Annotated in this window: 17 protein-coding genes; 8 read left to right on the top strand and 9 right to left on the bottom strand. The window is 43.3% G+C overall.

The genetic code is table 11. The features are described from left to right. Window positions 1-269 precede the first annotated feature (269 nt). The 5 genes from OCU50_RS16250 to yghU form a co-directional block, all read right to left on the bottom strand. The gene (locus OCU50_RS16250; RefSeq protein ID WP_017058518.1) at window positions 270-593 is read right to left on the bottom strand and encodes a DOPA 4,5-dioxygenase family protein; all 324 of its coding nucleotides are present in this window, start codon (window positions 591-593) and stop codon (window positions 270-272) included. Window positions 594-749: 156 nt separating this feature from the next. Continuing rightward, window positions 750-1,547, bottom strand: coding sequence for a metal ABC transporter permease (locus tag OCU50_RS16255; RefSeq protein ID WP_060469578.1), 798 nt, complete (start codon window positions 1,545-1,547; stop codon window positions 750-752). A 2-nt stretch (window positions 1,548-1,549) separates the two neighbouring features. Beyond that, window positions 1,550-2,455: a metal ABC transporter solute-binding protein, Zn/Mn family gene (locus OCU50_RS16260; protein ID WP_060469562.1), complete on the bottom strand. Its 906-nt coding sequence runs from the start codon at window positions 2,453-2,455 to the stop codon at window positions 1,550-1,552. Window positions 2,456-2,471: 16 nt separating this feature from the next. Continuing rightward, the gene (locus tag OCU50_RS16265) at window positions 2,472-3,608 is read right to left on the bottom strand and encodes a hypothetical protein (RefSeq protein WP_082710380.1); all 1,137 of its coding nucleotides are present in this window, start codon (window positions 3,606-3,608) and stop codon (window positions 2,472-2,474) included. A gap of 349 nt (window positions 3,609-3,957) precedes the next feature. Continuing rightward, window positions 3,958-4,815 (bottom strand): glutathione-dependent disulfide-bond oxidoreductase, encoded by an 858-nt coding sequence (gene yghU / locus OCU50_RS16270; protein WP_060469560.1) that lies wholly within the window; start codon window positions 4,813-4,815, stop codon window positions 3,958-3,960. 286 nt (window positions 4,816-5,101) lie between these two features. On the opposite strand from yghU, the gene OCU50_RS16275 reads away from it, so the two are divergent. Then, complete coding sequence (locus OCU50_RS16275; protein WP_004730279.1) at window positions 5,102-5,446, top strand: YajD family HNH nuclease; 345 nt, start codon at window positions 5,102-5,104, stop codon at window positions 5,444-5,446. 149 nt (window positions 5,447-5,595) lie between these two features. Here the strand turns inward: OCU50_RS16275 and OCU50_RS16280 are convergent, their stop codons facing one another. Further along, complete coding sequence (locus OCU50_RS16280) at window positions 5,596-5,976, bottom strand: hypothetical protein (protein ID WP_060469559.1); 381 nt, start codon at window positions 5,974-5,976, stop codon at window positions 5,596-5,598. 595 nt (window positions 5,977-6,571) lie between these two features. On the opposite strand from OCU50_RS16280, the gene OCU50_RS16285 reads away from it, so the two are divergent. Together OCU50_RS16285 and OCU50_RS16290 are read left to right on the top strand one after the other, a co-directional pair. Beyond that, window positions 6,572-7,810: an L-lactate MFS transporter gene (locus tag OCU50_RS16285; protein WP_060469558.1), complete on the top strand. Its 1,239-nt coding sequence runs from the start codon at window positions 6,572-6,574 to the stop codon at window positions 7,808-7,810. Window positions 7,811-8,003: 193 nt separating this feature from the next. After that, window positions 8,004-10,358 carry a fatty acid cis/trans isomerase gene (locus tag OCU50_RS16290; RefSeq protein ID WP_060469557.1) on the top strand — a complete coding sequence of 785 codons (2,355 nt, stop codon included), beginning with the start codon at window positions 8,004-8,006 and terminating at the stop codon, window positions 10,356-10,358. Window positions 10,359-10,521: 163 nt separating this feature from the next. Here OCU50_RS16290 and torS read toward each other — a convergent pair whose 3' ends face one another. Then, window positions 10,522-13,554, bottom strand: a complete 3,033-nt coding sequence (torS, locus tag OCU50_RS16295) for a TMAO reductase system sensor histidine kinase/response regulator TorS (protein WP_060469556.1) — start codon at window positions 13,552-13,554, stop codon at window positions 10,522-10,524. Between the two features lie 92 nt (window positions 13,555-13,646). On the opposite strand from torS, the gene torT reads away from it, so the two are divergent. Both torT and OCU50_RS16305 read left to right on the top strand, forming a co-directional pair. Further along, window positions 13,647-14,675 carry a TMAO reductase system periplasmic protein TorT gene (gene torT, locus OCU50_RS16300; protein ID WP_060469555.1) on the top strand — a complete coding sequence of 343 codons (1,029 nt, stop codon included), beginning with the start codon at window positions 13,647-13,649 and terminating at the stop codon, window positions 14,673-14,675. A 61-nt stretch (window positions 14,676-14,736) separates the two neighbouring features. Next, on the top strand, window positions 14,737-15,192 hold the full coding sequence (locus OCU50_RS16305; RefSeq protein ID WP_060469554.1) for a methylglyoxal synthase: 456 nt from the start codon (window positions 14,737-14,739) through the stop codon (window positions 15,190-15,192). 120 nt (window positions 15,193-15,312) lie between these two features. Here the strand turns inward: OCU50_RS16305 and OCU50_RS16310 are convergent, their stop codons facing one another. Both OCU50_RS16310 and helD read right to left on the bottom strand, forming a co-directional pair. Next, window positions 15,313-15,663, bottom strand: coding sequence for a VOC family protein (locus tag OCU50_RS16310; protein ID WP_060469553.1), 351 nt, complete (start codon window positions 15,661-15,663; stop codon window positions 15,313-15,315). 60 nt (window positions 15,664-15,723) lie between these two features. Then, window positions 15,724-17,799 (bottom strand): DNA helicase IV, encoded by a 2,076-nt coding sequence (helD, locus tag OCU50_RS16315; protein ID WP_060469552.1) that lies wholly within the window; start codon window positions 17,797-17,799, stop codon window positions 15,724-15,726. 177 nt (window positions 17,800-17,976) lie between these two features. Between helD and yccS the strand changes: the two genes are divergently transcribed. The 3 genes from yccS (at window position 17,977) to OCU50_RS16330 (ending at window position 21,115) form a co-directional block, all read left to right on the top strand. Beyond that, entirely contained in the window at window positions 17,977-20,160 is a 2,184-nt protein-coding gene (yccS, locus tag OCU50_RS16320; RefSeq protein WP_060469551.1) for a YccS family putative transporter, read from the top strand. Window positions 20,161-20,487: 327 nt separating this feature from the next. After that, window positions 20,488-20,673, top strand: coding sequence for a hypothetical protein (locus OCU50_RS16325; RefSeq protein ID WP_060469550.1), 186 nt, complete (start codon window positions 20,488-20,490; stop codon window positions 20,671-20,673). Window positions 20,674-20,794: 121 nt separating this feature from the next. Then, on the top strand, window positions 20,795-21,115 hold the full coding sequence (locus OCU50_RS16330; RefSeq protein WP_060469549.1) for a hypothetical protein: 321 nt from the start codon (window positions 20,795-20,797) through the stop codon (window positions 21,113-21,115). The last annotated feature ends 95 nt before the right edge of the window (window positions 21,116-21,210 follow it).

The following is a 21,210-nucleotide window of genomic DNA, read 5'->3' on the forward strand; positions in this document are numbered from 1 at the left end:
GGTTATCTTTTATTTACCAAAGGTCCCTTATTGTCACTCATAAGAAACGTTAGTGTGGACAGTGGTAACTATCTAGATATGTATTGCTATTTGATGGTGAACCTAATCAACATATTAATACACTAGGCGCTGCAGTTGTGGCGTTTTATTACAGGGGAATAGCTAGTGAAACTAACATTTCAATAAGAAGTCGATGAGCAAAACGAGAGGTGTACCGGCACACCCGACAGTACGTTTATTCGTTACGTATTGTCGGGCGAAAAATTGAATTAACTGGTTAGCGCTTCTTCAAACACACCTAACTCGCGACCAAGCCACGTAGCACGAACGGTATGATCTAAGGTCTCTTCGCCCCCCGTTACTGGGTGAATCAGCACTGACATATCTCCTCGTGCTTGCTCAAGCCACTCAACAAATCCAGATTCTTTATTAACAAAATGGACCTCAAACATTGGCATTTTATGTGGGCCTACCAAGCGCTGTATCAATGGATAAACCTCTAATACATCCTTACGCTCTGTAATAATTTTCTGACGTAGTGTCTCAGCTTGCTCTGCAAATCGCAGAGGGAAATAAACGTGACCGTGGTACATGGCACCATCCTTTAGAATTATGATATCGCGATTTTATACCTAAACCGCCTTCAATAGCTAAAGATAATATAATTTGCCCGCGCCATCGATTCTAAAAAATAAAGGGGCCATGCCTAGGTTTAACGTTCTATGCCTTACCTTCAAATTAAAACTCCCCTAGATAACAAGCTTGCTCGATCTAACTGCACATTGATGTCGAACTAGCTGTGACACACTATTGAATATCAGCCCCACCAAAAACAGCGTGATGACAATGCTGGCGCCACTTGGCAAATCGTAATAAGCCGACACCGCTAAGCCCGATAAAATACCGACAGTGCCAATCCCAATACTCGCGATAAAGAAGCGAACGCCTTTATAGGCAGCTGCACATAACGCAGGAATCACCAGTAACGCAAACTCCAAATATATCCCAGTCAGCTTTACGGTGATCGGCATCAAAATAGCGAAAATAAGATAAAAGCCACTTCCCTGCATAAATTCAGGCTTTACGCTAATCAACACCAACATCGCGGTCGTGATTATTGCCAATGGCCAGACATCATCCCAGGTAGACCACAACAGCTGCCCGTTAAGAATGCCTTGAATAAAATCGGCGCCATGAGGATCTTTGCTGACCAATAAAATAGCCAACGAAGCAGACACCACAAACAAACTTCCTATCATTGGTTCTAGGTGTTGTTTGTAACGCTTTTCCATTAACGCAATTAATCCGCACAGCAATAATGACATGACCCACGGGCCAATCATCTCTGCAAACCAAGAGCCGCGAAGCAGCGTATGTTGGCTAAACCAATACTGACTCAAAGCAGCACCAAGAGCAGCCACTTGTGCAACAGCAAGATCAATAAAGATGATCTGGCGCTTGAGGACTTGCTCCCCAAGCACAATGTTGCCGACTAATGCAATTAATCCACACAATACCGCAGGTGCCAGCCAGCTATATTCCATCAACATCACGAGCTCTCAGACGTATCTGAATCGACCAAGGTATCCAACAACTCATCAATCACTTGATCGTACATCTCATCTAAGCTCTGACCTTCTGCAACCGTCAATGGTAGCTGTAACGTAGGCTTATTGATTTGCTGGTTAAGCCAATTAGCAGGACGTTGGTCTTGATGTGAGGAATACACAATCGCATCAAACGAAGCAGGATCCAACTTGGTCAATGACTGTAAATGTGACGTAGTCGGTGATATTCCCGGTTTAGGTTCTAAGTCAGCAATTTGCGCCATATTTAACCAGTCAAAGAGGTAACGATATGTAGCATGATAACCGACCACTTTTTTACCTTGTAACGGCTCAGCTTTAGTTTCCCACTCAGCCAATTTATTACGCCAGCTGGCACGAAACTTCATGCCATTTCGCATGTAAATATGTGCATTTTCAGGATCAACCCATTGTAATCGCTTGGTGACTTCTCTTGAGATAGGGATCATATACTCAGCAGCAAACTGGACATGTGGGTTTCCATGAGCGTGGATATCGCCCATGCTTCGATCTACGTGGTCATGGGTATCAAGCATATCAACCATATCGCTCGCGTATAACATGGTTGGTGCGCTATCTTGAACTGCAGGGTTACCACTACGTACCTGCAACATTGGCAACCAGCCTACTTCTAATTCAGACCCTGAACACATCGCTAAATCAGCTTGACGAATTTTGGCAATAAGTGATGGCCTTGCCTGAACATAGTGAGGATCTTGCTTCGCGGTGGTGGCCGAGTAGATATTAGCATCAGGTGCGTGGCTATGTATCAATGCCTTCCACTCTGGCTCACAGACGAATATGTTCAACGCCATCGCAGGCGAAGATACCATTATTGATGAGGATACAACGGCAACACCTGTTGCCATTGTTAGGAGTAAATTCCTAGAAAGCATGAGCACCATGTGCTCCAAAGGTCATTACGTACTGCAAAGTGAAGACATCATCAGTCTCTTTGCTTTTATTTTCAACGCGAGAGTATTGTGCTCTAACTGTGCCAAAATGAGACGAGTCCCAAGCAAGCATTACGTCCGCTTCTTTGTCGTTCATTGCAGTAAAGTGCATGTGGTCTCCGTGTGCATGACCATCGTAGCTTTCCGCTTCACCGTAACGCAGACCTGCTGACCAACTAGGGTTGAATCGGTAGACACCCGATACATAGTAACCAGCTAGTGTATCTGGTGATTCCGCGTCATTTTTGTATTTGTCATCGACAATGCCATCTAACAGCATATACTCAGCTGCAAGCGTGAAATTTTGGTATTTGTAGTTACCACTTGGCGCCCATTTCCAAACAAAGTCCGCACCATATAAGTTTGAACCTGTTACCGCTGCGCCGTGACTATGATCATGGTCATGCCCGTGATCATGATCGTGATCTTCAAATTCACGCACTTTTCCGTTTTCGTTACGTAAATAGCTCAGACCAAACTGCCAGCTTGAAGATTCTGAAAAGTCGTCACCCAGCTTAAGAGTTGTAGTGTAAACACCCACGTCAGATCCATCATCAACGGAAGATATCTTGCTGCCACTTAGGGCTTCAACACCAAACTTTACATACAGATCGGTAGGAAGCACGATGTTCGCACGAACACCATCATCGTAATAATGGGAACCTAAGAATGTACGGTAAACAGCAGGACGCTCAACGAAACTATCGGTATGCATGTGTTGGTTATTCATGTAACCAAAGTCGGATAGGAAGCGACCGCCTCGAATACTTAAACCGTAAGGCATGGTCAATGTTTCAATGAACGCCTCTTCGATCAGTAACTCTGTCTCATCATCATGACTTTCAATTACTGTGGTTAAAGAACCGTAAAACTTATCGTCAATATTTGCCGACATGTTCAGTTCTGTATGACCAAGACCGAACCCTTCCGCTCGTTCCGAGTTGTTTCTCTGTCCATCTTGATAATAACCGTCAAGAACCACGCCAATTTGAGGGTTCGACAATGTGTCAGCAAAAGCAGAGGAAACGAGCAAGCTTCCAACCGCTAGAGAAACCAATTTTTTATTCACAACTTCTTCCTTTTTAAAGTACATCGGTCAATTAACAATTGTTATGTTATAACGTACCAATAATAAATTAACCAGTAAAATGTAAAAAAATATGAAAAAACCAACTAATAGAGAGTTGGTGCGCCGAATAGAAAAAGAAAAAGAGGGTTAATAATCAATACTTTAAATAACATTCTGTAATAAGTAGTACGAATTAAAAATTTGGAAGCACGTGGTAACGCTTTTGTTCGGAAGACTGGTGCAGAAAGAAACGAAGGTATGAGATGAAATTTAGATACTAGAGTTTGCGTTAACATTAGCAGTTAAAACAAACTCTCATTATATGAGATAGATTATCTCTTTAAAGTCACTACGGGCGTAGCTTTAACACACGATCAATATCTTCAGCAGAATGGCGCTCTGGTACTTGCTCCCACTCTTCGCCAAATGAACGGTTAACCACTCGGCCGCGCTGAAAACCTTCACGAGCTTCAAGTTGCTTCGCCCAACGAACAACATTGGTGTAAGACTCCACTTGTAAGAACTCTGCTGCGTCATAAATTTTGCCAAGCACTAAGTTGCCGTACCAAGGCCAAATCGCGATATCTGCAATAGTCAGCTCTTCGCCCGCAACAAAAGTGTTATTTGCTAACTGTTTGTCTAACACGTCTAGCTGGCGCTTCGCTTCCATCGCAAAACGGTTAATTGGGTACTCTTGCTTTTCATCCGCGTAAGCGTAGAAGTGACCAAAACCACCACCAAGGAAAGGTGCCGAGCCTTGTGCCCAGAATAACCAGTTAATGGTTTGCGTTCTTGCCGCCCCTTCTTTCGGTAAGAAGTGACCAAATTTTTCAGCCAGATGCATCAAGATAGATGCCGATTCAAAGACATTGACATCTTCATCGCCAGACTTGTCGACAAGCGCTGGTATTTTAGAGTTTGGGTTGACACCAACAAAGCCAGATGAGAATTGATCCGACTCACCAATATTGATCAAGTACGCATCATATTCAGCTTCTTTAACACCCGCCGCCAACAGCTCTTCTAGCATGATAGTCACTTTCTGACCGTTAGGTGTGCCAAGAGAATACAGTTGCAAAGCATGGTCACCAACAGGAAGCTCTTTATCAAATCGAGCGCCAGATTCAGGGCTGTTAATGTTTGCCCACTTATTACCACCAGCAGTATCGTTAACCCAAACTTTTGGCGGTGTGTATTGTTGTGACATGATATTTCCTTATTAATATAGGGTCTCATAAACTGATATTAGGTCACATGTCCTTGGTTAAAACCCCTGAATACGATTTATTTTCAAACTGTTAAGCATGGCTTATTCCAGAAAGACATAACCCGTTTACCGAGAGGATTCATGTAAAAGGTAAGCACCTATTCGAATCTTGTTTCGAACCTCATTTAATGTTGGTCAATCTAGAGCATCATTTAGCAACGACAGTCCTACCCGTTCAAGAAAGCTGTGATAAAATCGGGAGATTACAATTGATAAGGATTTGGCAATGTCTTCTGATTACACCGGCTCGAGTGCAGCGTACGCTCGCCAAGAGAAAGGCTACCGCGAAAAAGCACTAAAACTGTACCCATGGGTTTGTGGTAAATGTGCACGAGAATTCGTTTACTCGAACTTGAGAGAGCTGACCGTTCACCACGTCGATCACGACCATACAAACAACCCTGAAGACGGCAGTAACTGGGAGCTTCTTTGTCTTTATTGCCACGATCATGAACACTCAAAGTACACAGATCATGACCGTTACGGCGTTGATGCCAAAGCCCGTTTAGATGACCACCAATCAGCGACACATAACCCTTTCGCCGATCTAGCGAAGTTGATGAAGAAGTAAGCGCTTCCTTCCTTGTAAAAACGAGTCGCTCGAATAACAAGAAACCCCAGTCTGTCGCCATACTGGGGTTTCTTTTATCTGCCCTACAAATTCAGCGAGGCAAGATCAAAAAAGCCTTCCGAAGAAAGCTTTTTAAGAATCAAATAGAATTATGCTGCCGCTTGCTTACGAGACTCTTCTATCTGCTTAGCGCGTTTTTTTAGCGTCAACTTATCGCGGTATGCAAACCAAACGTAAGACACAACCACTAAGAAGAATAGGTATGACAATGAGAAAATGAACGGCGATTGAATGATGTCATTCGAGATACCCCAAGAAACACCGATAACCGTCACAGCGATTTTCGCGAAGAAGCCACACATTAATAGCACTAGAGCTAACTGCGGGAAACGCGTGCTGCGAAATGCAAGCCAATAGCAACTACCCACCGCTAATGCAGCAATATAAAAGCCAAACAAGAAAGAGTGAATATGGTCAGCTGCAGCCAAACCACCAGAAATTGACATCAATAGAATTAAAAACAGTTTCATAATATTCGCCTCGCCATAAGTTGGAAACGCATCCTTTCAAATTTGGAATCTTTGTTTGTGTGTTATTTTCTCACTTTCTCTCGACAACACAACCCCTTAAATCGAACAAAATGTAAGCAAAAGTACACACCACAACCACCTTTAACAAGTGTTTAACAATTTGTATTTAATTGGATTCCGTTACCCCTTGTCTCATATGAACAAAGCGCTATTTTGATTTATTTTGTTACACAATATTAACTTTATAAAAAATTTAAAATAATTCGAAAATCTGTGATATCCGCACGAAATACACGGCTACTCAGAAACCATGACTCAATAATCCCAAAAATAATAAGATGACGGCGCTAAAAAAAACAAAATAGAAAGGTGTTGAAAACAATTTAAAAACCAACAAAAAACACCCTGTTAACAAAGAAATCTTAATTGACCAAAAACAGAAAAATAGATTCCAATCACATTTTTATTGGTTATAATCCGCGCTCTTTTGCGTCACCTGTTGAAAAACGCAAACTAATTTTGAAGAAATAACCACAATAACCCGTCGTTAGTTAAGTGACTCTCCACATGATTGATGACAAAACTGAGAATAAAAATGAGCAAGATTGATAAAGCAACACGTATCCTGCTAGCAGGCTTCTGTATCAACCTTTGTCTTGGCATCCTGTATGCTTGGAGTGTATTTAACAAGGCGCTAGTGACTGAAGCTGGTTGGAGTGCTGCTGAAGCGTCTTCACCTTACGCTATTGCAACTATCACATTCTCTGTTTGTCTTCTTATTGCAGGCATCCTACAAGACCGCATGGGGCCACGTAAGATCCTTATTCTAGGTACAGCGCTTACAGGCCTGGGCATGATTGCTTCTGGTTTTGCTACAACGCCTATGATGCTAAACCTAACGTTTGGTGTGATGACAGGTGCTGGTATCGGCTTCGGTTACGCTTGTCTTTCTCCATCTGCAATGAAGTGGTTCCACTCTTCTAAGAAAGGGATGGTTAACGGCCTAATCGCAGCGGGCTTCGGACTTGCTGCTATTTACCTAGCGCCAGTAACTTCTGCGCTAATCAACAGCATGGGTATCCAAACAAGCTTTATGATTCTTGGTGTTGGTGTACTTGCAATTGCAGTACCTCTAGCAGCAACGATCAACAACCCACCTGCGGATTACACGCCAGCTGAGCCTAAAGTAAAAGCAGGCCAAGCTCCTAAATCGGTTAAGAAGACTGAAGACCTAACGTGGAAAGTAATGCTGAAGACTCCTCAGTTCTACTCTCTATGGATCATGTACGCATTTGCTGCTTCTGTTGGTCTTATGATCATCGGTAACATCACTACGATTGCTAGCGTTCAAGCGAACCTACCAAACGCCGTTTACTTAGCGTCTATCCTTGCTGTATTCAACTCAGGCGGCCGCGTTGCTGCGGGTATGCTTGCAGATAAAATCGGTGGCGTACGTACTCTACTTCTAGCGTTCATCCTTCAAGGCGCGAACATGGCTCTATTCGCTACGTTCAACTCTGAATTCACGCTAATCATTGGTACGGCTATCGCAGCTGTTGGTTACGGTACGCTTCTAGCAGTATTCCCAACACTTACTGCTGAGTTCTACGGCCTGAAAAACTACGGTACTAACTACGGCGTGCTTTACACGGCATGGGGTATCGGCGGCGCTATCGGCGCAGCGGTTGTTGGTTACTCAATGACAAATGGCGAAGGTTACGGCCTAGCTTACACAATCTCTGCTGCTATGATGGCCGTGTGTATTGTTCTAGCAATCATCACTAAGCCAATCTCTGAAGCTAAAGTTTCTGAACTAAAAGCATCTCAAGCTTAATCGTCAGAAAAGATTGAATTTGTTACTGAAGAGCTTAACCGGAAGGTTAGGCTCTTTTTGTATCAAACGACAATCGAACCCGGTTCCTCATCTATCCCCTACTGATTAACCCTATTAACCACTTTGTCCATAACATTGTTAGAACATAAGCCTTTTCGATATAATTGGAAAAATTCCTAATATTTAAATACCTATGAATTTGAAAAAAATCTTCATTTTAGCTTTTGTAAGCGTCTTCTCAGGTTGTGCCGTGTACGCGGGTTTAAACTTCGATGAGCTATTTGGTGAACAGCAAGTACGTAATCGCCAAGCTCCTATTCTTTCTGCTCAAGCACAGCACTTCATTGACGAAGTAAAGCCCATCATTAATAACCGATGTGTGGTGTGTCATGCGTGCTACGACGCACCTTGCCAACTCAAAATGTCTTCGGTGGAAGGTATCGATCGTGGCGCAAGTAAGGCACTTGTCTACCAAGGTACTCGCTTAACCGCCTCAGCCCCAACTCGTTTGTTTGAAGACGCGTTAACCACACAAGAGTGGCGTGATGCTGATTTCCACCCGGTGCTTAACGAACGTATGCAGAATTCAACGGCTAACCTAGATGCTGGTCTTATATCTCGAATGCTGATTCAAAAAGAGAACCATCCGCTTCCAGACCAAAAGCAATTGGAAGGTTTCGACTTTTCAACCAATCGTGACCAACGGTGTCCAACCATCGAAGAGTATGCTCAATATGAAAAAGACTACCCGACTTGGGGGATGCCTTATGGCATGCCAAACCTCGACAAGACGGAGTATGCGACATTAATGAGCTGGTTAGAAAACGGGGCATTGATGAACGAGCATATTCCTCTAAACGATGCCGAGAAAAGGCTTGTTAACGTCTATGAAAGCTTCCTGAATAAAAGCTCGAACAAGAGCCAGGTCTCCGCACGTTACATCTACGAGCATCTGTTTTTATCGCACGTCTATTTTTCTGATTTAGGGCAACCAACACGTTTCTTCTCAATCGTTCGTTCCGCAACACCACCAGGCGAAGCAGTCCAGCGCATTACGACTCGTCGCCCTTACGACGATCCAAAAGTCGCCCGGGTCTACTACCGATTAATTCCAGAGCAAGGCACGATTGTTGACAAGACGCACATGCCATTCGCGCTAAATAAAGAGCGCCTACAAAAATGGAATACGTGGTTTGTAGACGCTAATTACCAAGTCAAACAACTTCCTAGCTATGACATAGATGTGGCAGCCAACCCTATGACTTCTTTCGAAGCGATACCGGTAAACTCACGTTTCCACTTCATGTTGGATAACGCACAAAACACCATCATGGCCTTTATCAAAGGACCGGTGTGCCGCGGTCAGCTCGCACTGAATGTCATTAACGACCGTTTTTGGGTATTCTTCATTGACCCAGATAAAGCCGATTTACCGGAAATCAACGCCTTCTATGCCAGTCAAAAGAAAAACTTAAAGCTACCGAGCGAATTAAAAAGCAATACCGTCCCAGCGACTAATTGGGTACGCTATTCAAAGCAACAAGCACGATACCTCAATGCTAAATCCGATTTCACTAACCAATGGTTTGCAAGTGGCGTCAACCTCGATACTGGCATCATATGGGACGGTAATGGCATTAACCGCAATGCCGCTCTAACCATCTTTAGACACTTTGATAGCGCCTCTGTTGTCCAAGGCTTGGTTGGCCCTCAACCGAAAACGGCATGGGTTCTTGACTATGCTCTTTTAGAACGAATTCACTACCTTCTTGTAGCAGGCTTTGATGTGTATGGTAACTTTGGCCACCAACTGATTACTCGTATGTTTATGGATTTCTTACGCCTTGAGGGTGAGAGCAACTTCTTAACCCTTCTGCCTAAAGACTTCCGACATATAGAACATTCAAGCTGGTACCAAAATCAAAGTGTACAATTAAGTGACTTTTTGCAGCGTAATATTGCTCCTTTTGAGCAGCCAACCAGCGTGATTTACAAAACCGACGATCCGAAGCGTGAACTGCTGCACATGCTCAAAGATAAACTGGCACCTGTACTCGATAATCGATTTGATATTGTTGAGACTGGGTTTGGTAAGAAAAACGAGGCTCTGCTTAATCAAGTGAGTTTGATTCGGGGCGAAGGCTTACGTCATGTACCGCAACTAGTGATGATTATGATTGAAGGCAAAAACGGCGAGGAGCAGCTGTTCACCATGATTCATAACAACGCTCACAGCAACATTTCGAGCCTTTTTGATGAAGAAAGTAACCGTGATTACGCCAATGATGACTTAACGCTCGTCCGTGGTGTGTTGGGCAGCTACCCCGAAGCTTACCTATCATTAACAGAGAACGAGATTCCGAACTTGGTTAAAACACTACAAAACTTGACCACAGAAGAAGACTACGTAGCGTTACTTGATAAGTTTGCAGTACGACGCAGCTCTCCGGAGTTTTGGCCGTTCAGTGACCGTGTGCATCGTTGGTATCAAAAAGATCAGCCTATTGAGTTCGGTCTCCTCGATTACAACCGTTTCGAAAATAGATAATCGATATCCAAGGGCTGATTACGCGAATGTACATCCGCCCTCATTTGAACTTTAATATTTTTTTCTCAGCGGTGCTTTAAAGCCGTTAATAAGCGACGAACCGTCTTTCAAAGGACTTTCTTGTCATTTTTAGCGACTCACGATTAACGACTCAAGCGTTAAATCAAACATGAAGCTTGAGCGCCAGTAGAGAGTCTTTCGCCAATTTAGCCAAAGACTCACTGCTCTCTCGGTATTGCTGCAATGGATCGTCACTCGCTTCAATGCTCTGACATAAATGCAATAGCGCGGATAAGCCCAAGCTACCTGCAGAACCTTTTAACTTATGAGCAAGTGATTTTACTTCTTGCCCGTTACTAGCGTCACTTGCTTGAACAAACTCACGCAAGATCTGCTGGCTACTCTCTTCAAATAACGTAACGATCTGCTTCATCTTTTCCAAACCTAAAATAGACAAGTCACCTTCTATTACTTTGCTATTAATAAGCTCCACTGACGCACCTCCTATCTCTGGAACTTGAGAATTCGTTTCGGTGGTTAAATCAGATATCATGCTGGCTATCTGAGGTGAACGAAGACCATGCTTTTGGGATTGTCCGTCGGGGTTGTTCAGCCTGTTAGTATCTTTACACATTGTGTCACCAGGATCGGGTTGCGGAAGCAACAAAGATTTGCCGTCAAGTTGATCGACAATCAGTTGTGAAAGCTCTTCTTTTTCCAAAGGCTTAGGTAAGAAGCCATCAAAACCCGATGCCAAGTAACTTTCCACTTCTTCATTGAAAACGTGAGCAGAAACAGCAATCATCGACGGGGTATGCCCAATATTCGCATACAGTGAATGAGATAACTGCTCATCATAGATGGCTTTTAACTGCTGTATTAACGCTACGCCGTCGCAGTCCGGTAAATTAATATCAACCAATGCAATATCAAATGCTTGTTCGGAAAAGATAGATAGGGCTTCTTTGCCTGTCGTCGCAATAACGACTTCATGACCAAGGTTGTGTAAGAAACCTTCTGCAACAATGCAGTTCACCGGATTATCTTCGACCAAGAGTACTTTGGCACGAATACAGGCTTCAACTGCCGTGACTTTTGCTTCGACTTCTTCACCCATTTGAAGCGGAACAGAGAACCAAAATTGGCAGCCCTCACCCTCTTCGGAATGAACACCAATGTCGCCGTTCATCGCTAACACAATGCTTTTACTAATTGCTAAACCTAAACCCGTACCACCCGTTTTATTACGCCCACTATCCGTTTGGCTAAACGCATCAAACAAATACTTCTGTTCGCTTGCTCGAATTCCGGTCCCTGTATCCGACACCTCAAACATCACCCGGTTTTCATCTTCTACATCTAGACTGATAAAAATATCCACGGTACCTGTGTTTGTAAACTTGATGGCATTACCAACCAAGTTATTCAATACCTGACTCATTCGAGTAACATCACCACGCCAATAACGTTGAACACCACTCTCAATATGGTAGTTAAATTCGAGTTTCTTCTCACCGGCTCTCCCTTCCATCAACTGATAAGTATCTTGAACCATCTGATGGAGGTCGAAGGAAGCAACTCGAATCTCTAGATGACCCGCTTCAATTTTCGAATAATCAAGTACATCGTTTAAAATCGCTAACAGGTTCTTACCACTGCGGTTGATGATATCAGCATAACCAGACTGTAAAGGATTTAGGCCAGTGTCTTTAAGCAATCTCGCTGTACCTAACACCCCATTCATTGGTGTTCTGATTTCGTGACTCATGGTCGCGAGGAAAACTGACTTTGCACGGCTCGCTTGCTCAGCAGCGTGACGAGCTTTGGCGTGGTTACTTACTTCGACATTCAGTTTTTCGTTAGTTTGTTGCAATTGATATGTGCGTTCAGTGATTAACTCTTCAAGATGCTCTTTGTGCTCTTCAAGTTCTCGTTTCGCTTTGGCTTCGCCCACAGCAACCACTTGCAACGCTTGAGCCGTATTTCTGGCGGTAATAATGGCTTCCCCCATATGAGCGAGTTCATCATTACCTTTTACCGAGATATCAATGTTTAAACGCCCTTGTGCGATCGACATTAATGCAGAGGAATACTCGGTAAGACGTTTAACTACTGAAATATAAACAACACGCCACACAATGAAAACCACGATAACCAGACCTATTATGGAGATAACCGAGAGCGACCATTGAGCCAAACTCAGAGTGGATGTCAGTTCATCGACCGCTTTCTTTGTACTCCGATTTGAATCATCAATAAGTTGATTGACGGTGGTATTTAATTGAGCAAATAACTGCAAAGTATTCTGCATTAAGAGTTCGGATTGTTTGTTGTTCTCATACCTCTCTAGAGCGATATCAAACACCACTTGTCGTCGCTGCAGTTCATCCAATAGTTGGGCCATCTGCGCAGAACGAGTAGGATCCTCTACCGCTTTAACACGGCGTGCCATAACTCTCAGATTAGATTCGAATTCAGCTTTTATCTGGTGAATACGCTCGATATTGGTAACGGTTTGAGTTTCTTCAATTTGATTAAGCATTTTAAAGGCTAGCAGGTGCAACTCATGCAACCGTTCAGATAAATCGAGATCAACCTCAACCAGTGCATCAAGTGCTTGGTAGGCTTTATCTGTCTCTTCGGTTTCTAGCAGATCGTAGATGTGTGTGACATTAGCTACAGCAATCGTGGCCGTATTTAAAACTTGAGTACGAGTCAATTGCTCAAGCTCTTCAGCGAGTAAACGCATCTCTTCAACACGAGACGACAGTTCTTTGGCGAGCCAAAGCTTACGCTTTACAGAGACACCAAGCTCAGCCAATGTATTGATAACACTTTGAACATTGTTTTCAAGTTCATCAAGCAGCTGGGAGTCAAAACTGTCAACCCCTAGTTCTTTGATATGTTGTAATAGCGCTTCGAGCTGATCGAACAAAACAGTGCCGGCTTTTTTTCTCTCTGCTTCATTTCTTGCGTTGGAAAGTGTTTGTACAGACGAAATGATGCGATTACTCAATCCGGAAACCTGACGAGCTTCGATCATCGCAGGCAGTGCCGAATCAACGACGTTTCTCTCTGTTTTTGCTACAAAGCTAAATCCAGAAACACCGATCAATGCAGACAAAAGAACGAGCATCGCCATCACTAAAAATGAGGCTAGTAGCTTGCGTCCAATACTTGCTGAAGCTAATAACATAAAATCTAAACCTTAAAACGTTCTTCTCTACCCCTGCAGAATACGCTATATTTTGCAGTGTTTCTTATCTAAGACCAATAAAACGGCAATCCATGCTATTTAAACCTTTCGCTTCAAAACTTCTCCTAGCTTTGTTTGCTGTAATGAGCAGTAACACTAGTGCTAGCAAGCTTCCAAGCCCGATAGAATCGGCTACCGCTGCAACCAAAAAAGAGAAAGTTTGTGCCATTTATCCGCACCTGAAAGACTCTTATTGGCTGTCCGTTAACTACGGTATGGTCTCGGAAGCAGAAAAACAGCAAGTCGAGCTAAAAGTTTTGGAAGCAGGCGGTTACCCCAACGTAACTAAACAAGCTTCACAACTGGTGCTTTGCACTCAATGGGGGGCCGACGCCATAATTTTAGGAACGGTTTCACCTGACGCTTACCACGATAACCTGACCGATTGGGTCGGCTCAACGCCCGTTTTTGCGACGGTAAATGAGCTTACCGTCAATAAAATTCAACAGAAGATTTTGAAAGGTACAGTGGGCGTTGATTGGTATCAGATGGGCTTTCAAGTTGGGGAGTATTTAGCGAAGTCACATCCTAAAGGTTCTGGCAAAACCCCCATCGCCCTGTTACTTGGCCCTCAATCTAGCGGAGGCACCAAGCCGGTTGCTCTCGGCTTTTATGATGCGATCAAGTCGAGCGATGTCGAAATCGCGATCAGCTATTGGGCTGATAACGATAAAGAACTACAACGAAACCTTGTCCAGCAAGTCATTGAGCAGCCTAATATTCAATATATTGTCGGAAGCGCGGTTGCTATCGAAGCGGCGATCAGTGAGCTCAGAGCAGCAGGAAAAACAAATGAAATAGGTTTGATTTCGAGCTATTTAAGTCACGGTATCTACCGCGGTTTACTGCGCAATAAAGTCCTTTTTGCACCTACGGATAAAATGGTCGAACAAGGTCGCTTGTCACTCAAGCAAGCCATTAATTACTTGAGAGGGCAACCTTATGAGAAACACAGTGCCCCAGTTATTGAAGCCCTCACTCCTGCCACATTAAAAGATCAAATTATTGCCGATTCATTGTCACCTTCTGAGTTTCGACCAGTATTCAGTGTGAATCCATAGTGTTATATTGAGTTAAGCACTCAATAACAATAAAAATACGAACAATAATTAGGGAACATTCATGCAAAAAACAACACGTACTATGCCAACGCATAAGAATATCGCTTTGGTTGCTCATGACCACTTCAAACCAGAGCTACTAAGATGGGTTAAGGAAAACAAAGAAAAGCTGCAAAGCCATTTTCTATATGCGACGGGTACTACGGGTTCTCTACTCAGCAAAGAAACAGGCCTAGCAATCAAAAGTATGATCAGCGGCCCAATGGGCGGCGACCAACAGCTTGGTGCGCTTATTTCAGAAGGAAAGATCGATATGCTGATTTTCTTCTGGGATCCACTCAATGCAGTACCACACGATCCAGATGTGAAAGCACTACTTCGTATTGCAAGTGTATGGAACATTCCTGTTGCAACCAACCGTGCTACCGCTAACTTCCTATTTAATTCTTCATTGCTTGAAGAAGAAGTGATCATTGAGATCCCAGATTACGAAGCGTATCTCGCTGAGCGTACTTGATACTGAGTTTGTTTGTTGAGTTAGCTGCTTGCTATACCAGCGAATAGGAAATCAAATACAAGAAAGCCTGCTTAAAATTGCGGGCTTTATCTTTGTCCGAAATTTAGGATATGGAGCTGACTATTGGTCACTCCACACTGCCATTTCGTTACCACTCGGTTCTTTAAAATGGAAACGACGTCCGCCAGGAAAGCTAAAAATCTCACGGTTTATCTGCCCGCCAGCATGAATCACGTCACGCTCAGTTTGCTCGAGATCTTGGCTATAAAAAACCATCAGAGCCGCGCCACTTTCAGCATCAGAAGCCAGATTTGCCAAATAGAAGCCACCCATTAAACCTTTACCTTCGAAAGCAGAATACTCTGGGCCATAATCTTCAAAACTCCAGCCAAACACAGCACTGAAAAATGCCTTAGTTTCGGCCATATCTCGTGCAGCAAATTCAATGTAGTTGATCGATCCATGTTCCATATCGCATCCTTCTATATTCAGGTTTTGAGATCTAATTTTAGACGATAACGACAGGGCATATTACTTTTTGCGTATCACAGGGTAATCAGAACCGTGAAGCTCTTGCACGAAGCCAGAACCATCACCGCTATGCGTAATCCATACCTTCTCTTTAGCCCGTGTCATTGCCACGTAAAATAGGCGTCTCTCTTCGGCATAAGGAAACACATCGGATGACTCAGTCAACGCGCCATCAATATGCAGTTGTTTCTTTTTCGCCGGAAACTGCCCTTCATCAACACAAAGAATAATCACGAAGTCTGCTTCTTTACCCTTACTCGCATGACAGGTCATAAAGTGAAGATCGATCGAGGTATAGATCTTTTTCCAATCATCTAACAACTCTGGTTTGTGATAGTGGTTACGACCAAGCAGCATCACTGATTTTTTGGTTTTACCTTTAGATTGACGGTTCAATTGGTCAAGGATCTTCTCAACTTCTTTACTTGGCGCGCTGTACACCGCTTTCTGCTTCTGTTGCTTAAAGCTATTCAATTCTTTCGGCAATTGAATCGGATTTTCTTGTACAAAGCGATTGGCAACCGCACCGAGCTGATTGTTAAATCGGTAAGTGGTATCTAGGTGATGAATAGTCGAGCTTTCAAAGCGATCCTTAAAGCCCGTTGTTAAATCGACATCGGCCCCCGCAAACTGGTAAATCGACTGCCAGTCATCGCCCACAGCAAAAATAGACGCTTGGTGTTGAGCTTTCGACTGATTACACAGCGCTTCAACCAAAGCAAGACGATCGGGTGAGATATCTTGGTATTCATCGATCATGATGAACTTCCAAGGCGAGATAAACTTACCCTTTTCGACGTATTGAGTCGCACGGCTGATCATGGTCGAGAAATCGATATGATTCTCTTCTTTTAGTGCTTTCTGCCACGCGGTAACACATGGCCAACACAATGAGAGTTCACTATTTAAGCGCGTATAATCTCGGTGGTCGATGAGCTGTTGCTGTACTTCTTTCTTCGATAAGCCCGACGCGTTAAGCTGCTCAAGTTGTTTTTCTAACCAAGCAATCAATTTAAGATTAGATACGTGACTGCCAAGCTCATCATCACCAGTAAGATAAGCAATTGGCCATTTAGACAGGTGCTTTTGCCAACGCTTGAAGTTAGTGGGGGTCATCCAGTGCTTTTTCAACCAATCAATACACCATGCTTGGCGTTGATTGTCGTCTAATGCCAGCGGAGAAATAACGACACGTTCAGTTTCAACTTCATTTAGGATCTTTAAACCTAATTGGTGGAAAGTACTAACTTGCACCTTCTCCGCTGATAATCCAATCTTGCTGGCGAGTCGCTGTTTCATCTCATCAGCGGCTTCACGCCCAAATGCAAGCAATAGAAGTTCTTCAGCTTGAGCTTGGTGGCTTTGCAATAGATAAGCAACACGAGCGGTTAGAACACTGGTTTTACCCGAGCCAGCGCCCGCTAGAATCAGGTTATGATCATCGTTCATTAATACGGCGTATTGCTGCGACAAGTTCAGAGGAGATGACTCACACTGAGCAAACAGCACTTCCCAATTTTTTCTTTCTGTCTCTATCCATTGCTGGTTTCTATCAGCTTGCTTGCTCTCCGTTTCAGACAACCATGGCTGCATTCGAGCGATGCGGTGCGGCATACGTTGAGCGGCTTCCTCTAGCGTCATGGTCATACTTTGTAAATCCGATTTAACCATGTCGACCCAAGTGTTAACTTTTGAGTGCGGAAGAAAAGCAGGAAGTTGCTCAAGGCGTGTCAGTTCTGATTCCCATTGAGGGACGTGTTCAGCAAGTTGCTCACACTGTGTATTATGCCACTTCTGATACGCGGCAACCGATACACGTGCAAATTGACGACACTGCTCCCAAGGTAGGCCTTGTACTAGCCAACTGCGCTGTTGGCCATCTTGCTGATTCGCAAAGAACTGCAATGATCCCCAAAACAACCCACGCTTTATCGCGACCTTGCCACTCCAAATAGTAAACGGGATACGTTCTTCACTGCCTACTGAAGATAGCAATAGGCGTGGACCATCAAGTTCAACTTGATGATATTCATTTTGAATAAAAAACTGTGCAGTCTTGTTAGCGCTTAGCTGCATTGGAGCGTGCTCTTTAATTGGGAATGTTGAATTTATATCATGATGCAAAGAGAATTAATAATGTCTCACATCTTATCGACGTTTTCATGACCACCTAGGGACAATTATGGATAAGTATCAAATTCTTGTGCTTGATTTCTGTTAGGATTATGGTTTTAGTGTATTAAGTGAGCGACTGTGGACTTCTCTGTCAAATTACGCCTCTATTGGGCGAATAAAACCATCAATTACAGCGTGTTAATTCTTATCACTCTACTGGGTGTTGTTATTCCTGCTTGGTATTATGAACTAAACACACTTATCACGCCTTTAATTTTAGGGGTTATTGCTGCTGCACTAGCTGAAAGTGACGACAGCTTTACGGGCCGCTTAAAGGCGCTCACTCTTACGTTTATCTGTTTTGCAATCGCCGCCTTTTCCATTGAGCTACTCTTCGACACACCTTGGTTGTTCGCATTAGGGCTTTTCGCATCAACATTTTCGTTCATTATGCTGGGCGCTATTGGACCGAAATACGCAAGTATCGCATTTGGCTCTTTGTTGATAGCCATCTATGCAATGCTTGGCGCCCACGAAAGCACTAACCTATGGTTTCAACCACTGCTGCTATTAACGGGGGCAGCTTGGTATTACTTTATGTCTATGATTTGGCAAATTATATGGCCAATGCAACCGGTACAGCAAAACCTTGCAACGGTATTTGATCAAATTGGAACCTACATGGACTCTAAAGCAGAGCTATTTTACCCTGTTTCTGACCTCATCCCTCAGCCACACCGCATTATCGAGGCCAAGCTGAATGCCAGTACCGTTAATGCACTCAACATGTGTAAAGCGACGTTGCTTAACCGTTCAAAGCGTGGACACATTGATGGCCCGAGTGACCGATTCTTAAATACTTATTTTATCGCGCAAGACATTCATGAACGTGTGAGTTCCACCCACTATCGCTATCAAGAACTCGCGAAACATTTCGAACGATCTGATGTGTTGTTCCGCTTTAAGTATCTACTAGAGTCACAAGCAACCGCATGCAAAGAAGTGGCAAGTTCACTCAAGGTTGGGGCTGTGTACCAGCATGGCAATAAGTCTGTACTGGCACTTGATGAGCTGATGTCTTCACTCAATCATTTACAACAACAGAACAAGACAGAATGGAAACCACTGCTAAACCAATTAGGTTACTTATTCGATAACCTAGCAACCGTTGAAAAACAACTGTCGAATATCAGCAATCCAGACGCCGAAAAGTTAGAGGAAGGAGTCTTGGACGATACGAATCCACACACATTAACCGCGATGTGGCAAAAAATCAGAGCCAACCTACACAAAGATTCCATGTTGTTTCGTCACGCAATTCGGTTGGCAATCACTCTAACGCTCGGTTATGGCATAATCCAAGGCTTTGATATTGAACGTGGCTATTGGATCTTACTTACTACACTGTTTGTGTGCCAACCAAACTACAGTGCCACACGAAAAAAACTGACGGCCCGCGTGATCGGAACTGTGGCAGGCTTGTTGATAGGCGTCCCACTACTGACCTTCTTCCCTTCTCAAGAAAGCCAGTTAGTATTCATTGTTATCAGTGGTGTTATGTTCTTTGCGTTTCGCATCAACAATTACGGCTTCGCAACAAGCTTCATCACATTACTGGTATTATTCTGCTTTAATCAGCTCGGCGAAGGCTATGCCGTGGTGCTGCCAAGGCTAGCGGATACGTTTATTGGGTGTGCCCTAGCCGTGCTCGCAGTGGTCTACGTGTTGCCAGACTGGCAATCAAAACGACTGCACAAGGTCATGGCCGATGCTCTCGATTCCAATAAAAATTACTTAGACCAAATCATTGGCCAATACCGCGTCGGAAAAAAAGACACTTTGAATTATCGTATCGCTCGTCGCAGTGCACACAATAACGACGCGAATCTAACTCTGGTCATTAGCAGTATGCTAGCTGAGCCTGATAAATATCGTACTTCTGAAGACGATAGCTTTCGATTTCTGACCCTCAATCACGCTCTGTTGAGCTACATTTCTGCATTAGGTGCTCATAGAACTCGTATTGATGACGAATCCACACATAAACTTGTGTTGGATGCACATCGTGTCATACATGATCACCTCGACGCTCTGAATGACCAGCTCTATTCCTACCATGAGCAATGTGAAATCAAAAATACCTATGATCCTGAACTTGATAAGCGCTTGAGTGAATGGCGAGAAGAAGATGAGGGGTCTGTTAGAATGGTTCTACAACAGCTGCATTTAATTTATCGAATGCTTCCGGAACTGCATACTTTAGCGACCAAGTTTGCATTTAAAATCAACATTAATAAGTACATCAACAAGGAAACTTCTTGATGAACAAAGTGCTGTAAAAATAGACAGATAGCACCAACCGCTCAAGTTTTAATCATTACGTATAGTTATACATTGCTCTACCAACCCCCAAAATAGGTAGAGCAACAACTTTCCTACCCTTATTGTGAAAGGGCTGAATCGCTTTTACATTATAAATAATTTTTTGACTTTAACTGACTAAACTATAACTTTGCCTAACACTTTCCGGACAAAAAACGACCAAATAGATTTATAGTTGTCTTAGTTTTAGGAAATTGCAAACTTCAAATAATATTCACTTAATCTTGTTTGATTTCCTGAATCAGTAGTCTATGCTCAACTGAGCATATGGATTTGAAGCAAGGTCACGTTATGAATACACAACAATTTGAAGCGTTCAAACAACAGATACAGTATCTTAGCCCACAGCAATTAAAGGCGCTGCAAGGGGAGATCGATGGTAATCTTGAAACGGAAAAGAAAACTCTTCTTACCGATGAAGAGCTAAATGTACTAAACGACCTGTTCAGTTAACAGACAGACGTCACTATTTTAGCTTAAGTATACCGTTTCACTATAAATATCATTCCTTAACCATTGCGCTCAAAATATAGTCCACCTAGACTTAATCAATACGTCAATTAAAGGTTCTGCTATGTCGATATCTGGTATTCAATCTGGTTACGCCATTATTCAGCAGTCAACCAAAATGGCTGAAGAAGCCGCTATCGAGCTCAACCAAGCCTACAAAAACGTTCCAAACTCCGATGATGCTTTCAAAAGCAGTGACCTCAGCTTTAACCAAGTAGAGCCTGAGCAATACACTTCGTTTAAAGACAAAGAACCAGAACCCGTTTCGCCCTCGAGTGAGCCCTTACTAAAGCTGACCCAAAGTGCCAATTATAACCGTGTTGGTGCGAGTGTCGTTGATCGTCAAAACGAAGCTATCGGCAGTCTTCTCGACATCCATATCTAAACTACACTTACATTTCGTACTTTTTTGATGTTCTAAACCAGTTTGATTCAACGATTTTTGACACGATAAGCTCACAAACTGTAACTCATTATATC

Source organism: Vibrio toranzoniae, from assembly GCF_024347655.1.
In the GTDB taxonomy this organism is placed as follows: Bacteria; Pseudomonadota; Gammaproteobacteria; order Enterobacterales; family Vibrionaceae; genus Vibrio; species Vibrio toranzoniae.

Bases quoted from the DNA above. Each gene is read 5' to 3' on its own strand.
- OCU50_RS16250 (WP_017058518.1), bottom strand. From the start codon at position 593: ATGTACCACGGTCACGTTTATTTCCCTCTGCGATTTGCAGAGCAAGCT.
- OCU50_RS16260 (WP_060469562.1), bottom strand. From the start codon at position 2,455: ATGGCAACAGGTGTTGCCGTTGTATCCTCATCAATAATGGTATCTTCG.
- yghU (WP_060469560.1), bottom strand. From the start codon at position 4,815: ATGTCACAACAATACACACCGCCAAAAGTTTGGGTTAACGATACTGCT.
- OCU50_RS16275 (WP_004730279.1), top strand. From the start codon at position 5,102: ATGTCTTCTGATTACACCGGCTCGAGTGCAGCGTACGCTCGCCAAGAG.
- OCU50_RS16280 (WP_060469559.1), bottom strand. From the start codon at position 5,976: ATGAAACTGTTTTTAATTCTATTGATGTCAATTTCTGGTGGTTTGGCT.
- OCU50_RS16285 (WP_060469558.1), top strand. From the start codon at position 6,572: ATGAGCAAGATTGATAAAGCAACACGTATCCTGCTAGCAGGCTTCTGT.
- OCU50_RS16290 (WP_060469557.1), top strand. From the start codon at position 8,004: ATGAATTTGAAAAAAATCTTCATTTTAGCTTTTGTAAGCGTCTTCTCA.
- torS (WP_060469556.1), bottom strand. From the start codon at position 13,554: ATGTTATTAGCTTCAGCAAGTATTGGACGCAAGCTACTAGCCTCATTT.
- torT (WP_060469555.1), top strand. From the start codon at position 13,647: ATGCTATTTAAACCTTTCGCTTCAAAACTTCTCCTAGCTTTGTTTGCT.
- OCU50_RS16305 (WP_060469554.1), top strand. From the start codon at position 14,737: ATGCAAAAAACAACACGTACTATGCCAACGCATAAGAATATCGCTTTG.
- OCU50_RS16310 (WP_060469553.1), bottom strand. From the start codon at position 15,663: ATGGAACATGGATCGATCAACTACATTGAATTTGCTGCACGAGATATG.
- helD (WP_060469552.1), bottom strand. From the start codon at position 17,799: ATGCAGCTAAGCGCTAACAAGACTGCACAGTTTTTTATTCAAAATGAA.
- OCU50_RS16325 (WP_060469550.1), top strand. From the start codon at position 20,488: ATGGATTTGAAGCAAGGTCACGTTATGAATACACAACAATTTGAAGCG.
- OCU50_RS16330 (WP_060469549.1), top strand. From the start codon at position 20,795: ATGTCGATATCTGGTATTCAATCTGGTTACGCCATTATTCAGCAGTCA.